At 30.2% G+C, this 3354-nt stretch carries 4 protein-coding genes and 1 pseudogene; 4 read left to right on the top strand and 1 reads right to left on the bottom strand.

The annotated features are described in order from the left end of the window. Positions 1–101: 101 nt before the first annotated feature. Positions 102–887 (top strand): annotated as a pseudogene (locus tag GOQ24_RS12560) (tyrosine-type recombinase/integrase); the annotation flags it as partial. Positions 888–998: 111 nt separating this feature from the next. Here the strand turns inward: GOQ24_RS12560 and GOQ24_RS12555 are convergent. Further along, positions 999–1253 carry a DNA-binding protein gene (locus tag GOQ24_RS12555; protein WP_155093394.1) on the bottom strand — a complete coding sequence of 85 codons (255 nt, stop codon included), beginning with the start codon at positions 1251–1253 and terminating at the stop codon, positions 999–1001. A gap of 215 nt (positions 1254–1468) precedes the next feature. Between GOQ24_RS12555 and GOQ24_RS12550 the strand changes: the two genes are divergently transcribed. The 3 genes from GOQ24_RS12550 to GOQ24_RS12540 all read left to right on the top strand — a co-directional run bounded on the left by GOQ24_RS12550 (position 1469) and on the right by GOQ24_RS12540 (position 3056). Continuing rightward, positions 1469–1876, top strand: a complete 408-nt coding sequence (locus GOQ24_RS12550; RefSeq protein ID WP_155093393.1) for a helix-turn-helix domain-containing protein — start codon at positions 1469–1471, stop codon at positions 1874–1876. A 139-nt stretch (positions 1877–2015) separates the two neighbouring features. Then, positions 2016–2699, top strand: coding sequence for a nucleotidyl transferase AbiEii/AbiGii toxin family protein (locus tag GOQ24_RS12545; protein ID WP_160339837.1), 684 nt, complete (start codon positions 2016–2018; stop codon positions 2697–2699). A 39-nt stretch (positions 2700–2738) separates the two neighbouring features. After that, the gene (locus GOQ24_RS12540; RefSeq protein WP_006260078.1) at positions 2739–3056 is read left to right on the top strand and encodes a DUF6922 domain-containing protein; all 318 of its coding nucleotides are present in this window, start codon (positions 2739–2741) and stop codon (positions 3054–3056) included. Positions 3057–3354: the final 298 nt, after the last annotated feature.

The following is a 3354-nucleotide window of genomic DNA, read 5'->3' as shown; positions in this document are numbered from 1 at the left end:
ACACTCCTACTTAAACTACCAGACAATCAACGAATTTAATCAAATAATAAATAGTAATAAAGCTGCTTAACTAATTGTCCAGATTTCGTTTGGATATCCAGTGTTCTAACAATACCGCTATAAAGTATATATCAAACTTCAAGAAGATTGTTTTACGGGCTGTTGCGAAGGGAATAATATCTTCTAATCCTTTTGTACAATACAAACCTAAAAAGACGAAGCTCAATAAGAAACCATTAAGCAAACAAGAGCTATCTATTTTAGAGAACAAAGAGTTTCAAAATGATAGAGTAAGTACTGTAAGAGATGTATTTGTATTTCAGTGTTATACTGGTCTTGCTTATATCAATGTGTTTCAACTAAAGAAAAGCGATATTACTAAAGATGAGGAGGGCAATCTGTGGATTAGAACCAACAGACAAAAAACAGATGCGAATATAACTATCCCTCTACTTCCAAAAGCAATAGAGATAATGGAAAAGTATAAAAATCATCCTGATTGTATTGGTAAAGATATCGTTCTTCCAGTTCGTTCTAATCAAAAGATGAATGAGTACTTAAAAGAAATTGCTTCACTATGTGAGATAAGTGAGTTAAACACCCATAAAGCTAGAAGAACTTTTGGAAGTACTGTAACTCTTGGTAATGGCGTACCTATTCACGTAGTCAAAGAAATGTTAGGACATCACTCTGTTAAACAAACAGAGGAATACGCTCTAACAGAAGAAGAGTCTATTAAAACTGAAATGCAGATATTAAAAGATAAGCTTGACGGAAAAGCAAATAAACAAACTGATAATTACACAGATTTACTAGAGAATTTAAAAAGCCTAACCCCTGATAAATTAACCCAACTAACTAATTTTATTAATCAATTAAATGGATAATAAAAACTCCCTTAAATTCTCTACACTTTCTAACAATTCAACTGTTGTATTTGCAAGCAAGGAATTTAAAGGAGTCAATTTTCAACCTATTTAGTAAGTAGAAGCTATCTTCTACTTACTAAATAGGTTCTCTATCTCTTTTCTGTTGTAGTAATACGAACCAAGTATTTTGCGATACTGCAATTTACCATTGATTCTAAGAGTTTGTAGCGAGGCTGGTGAGATACTTAGTAATTGTCTTGCTACTTTAGCCTTTACCCAATCAAGAGAAGTTTCTTTGTTTTGCTTGACTAATAGATCTTTTAACTCTCCAATGATTGTTTGAGCAAACAATCTTAAATCGTCTTTTGTAATTTGACTTTCCATGATAGTTATTTTTTTGGTTAAACAACTAAACTACAATCAAAACAGATGATACTCTGTTTTTGGCAGTTTCAAGGTCTATTTTGCTATGAATTTCCTATTAAACAACTATAATATTCTCATATTGGGATATCTTACCGATTATTTTATAACTTTACAATTCAATCTTTTTAAATCATTGGCTTTATCTTTGAGCCTTCTTAACTCAGCTATTAATTATGGAACATAAAATACACCAAGGAAGAAATGTAAAGCGTTTTAGAGAAATGCTTGGAATCAAACAAGAGGTTCTTGCTTTTGATTTAGGAGATGATTGGAATCAAAAGAAGATATCTCTACTTGAACAGAAAGAGGTCATTGATAATACTTTATTACAACAGATCTCTAAGGTGCTAAAAATACCTGTAGAAGCAATTGAGAACTTTGATGAAGAGCAAGCGATTAATATAATATCAAGTACATTTCATGGTACACAAGGTTTGATAAATTATAGTCCAGTTTTTAATAACAACCCTATTGATAAAATTGTTCAACTTCATGAAGAAAAGATTGCTTTGTATGAGCGTATGCTTAAAGAGAAAGACGAAATGATGACTCGTTTAGAGAAGTTGATTCAAACGAAGTAAATAGATTATTAATAAATATATGAAAGTTTAACCTATGGTTAGGCTTTTTTTTGTGACTTATAAAGACAAATAGAACCTCATTAAGCCAATACATAATATAGGAGGTTTTCAGGAATACTTTTCTGAAAATTTTTTAATTATGTTATATAAACAAACCGTTATTAATGAGCTTTGGGAATTACTTCAAAGACTTATGAAAGATGAAAAGTTACAAGATTTTATTCTTGTAGGAGGAACAGCATTAAGCCTGCAAATAGGTCATCGAATTAGTATTGATATAGACCTATTTTCGACCAAAGATTTTGATTATAAATCGATATCACAACATTTAAAGCAAAAACTTAATGCCAATGTAAAGGAAATGTTTAATAATACTATTTTAATGGATATCAATCGAGTTAAAGTAGATATTATTGCACATAAATATCCTTTACAAAAAGAAGTATTGCATATAGACAATGTACGATTAGCTTCTTTAGAAGATATTGGAGCAATGAAACTTCATGCTATTTTTCAAAGCGGAACACGTATCAAAGACTTTGTTGATATGTATTTTCTTTTAGAGCACAATCCTTTGCAAACCTATTTAGATGCTTATAAAAACAAGTATAATGGTAATACAGCATTAGCATCCTATGCATTAACTTTTTATGAGAATATCTATCGAGATTTTGAGGTTACCTTGATACATGGAAAAGAAAGTAATTGGGATAGAATGAAAGAACGTTTAGAAAAAGCTGTTGCAAATCCCTCTTTTAAATTCGATTTAGAACCCGATAAAAAAATAGACCAACATGTTAGAAAAAGAGGAATACGCAGATAAATAGTTGCTTAACCTCCATTAAATCACTATATTTATAATATGAAAAAAGAACAAAAACTAACTGATATTTCAACTTTAGGAACTCAATTATTTTGGGATACTGACATTAATAAGCTTGATTATCAGAAAGCATACATTCCCATTATAGTACGTGTAATTGAACGTGGCGATCAGAGTGAAATAGATGAAATTGTTCGGCTGTATAGCAAAGAAAAAGTGCTTCTTACAATATGTAAGGAGATTAAGTTCTTACCTAATTACGCTATTGAAAGAGCAATTAGATTTTTTCCAGAACTTAGAAAAGAAGATATGCTTTGTTATCAAAACAGAAAAGATAAATCCTATCATTGGATATAAGAAAAAGCTAGAGTACATGTAATTTTGTACTCTAGCTTTTTTGCTTTATATATTCTGGTAATTAATACTTTTTCTCTTTACCCATTTTGCGACCTTGGGGAGAAAAACGAGTGGTCTTTGGTACTGAAAAATTTCCAATTTGTAAGGACAAAGACACATCTCGATAATTTAAACGTCATTTCGTTGTGGATAAGAACGGATCAATCTCAAAAGTTGTGTGTGAATTAAAAACTACAGATCTTTGTAATAATAAATAATAACCGTGGAAAACTATATTGAGTTTGTAAAAATGATTTTA

It is taken from the genome of Myroides sp. LoEW2-1 (assembly GCF_009767705.1).
Taxonomy (GTDB): domain Bacteria; phylum Bacteroidota; class Bacteroidia; order Flavobacteriales; family Flavobacteriaceae; genus Flavobacterium; species Flavobacterium album_A.
This window is presented reverse-complemented; position numbering and strand designations above follow the sequence as displayed.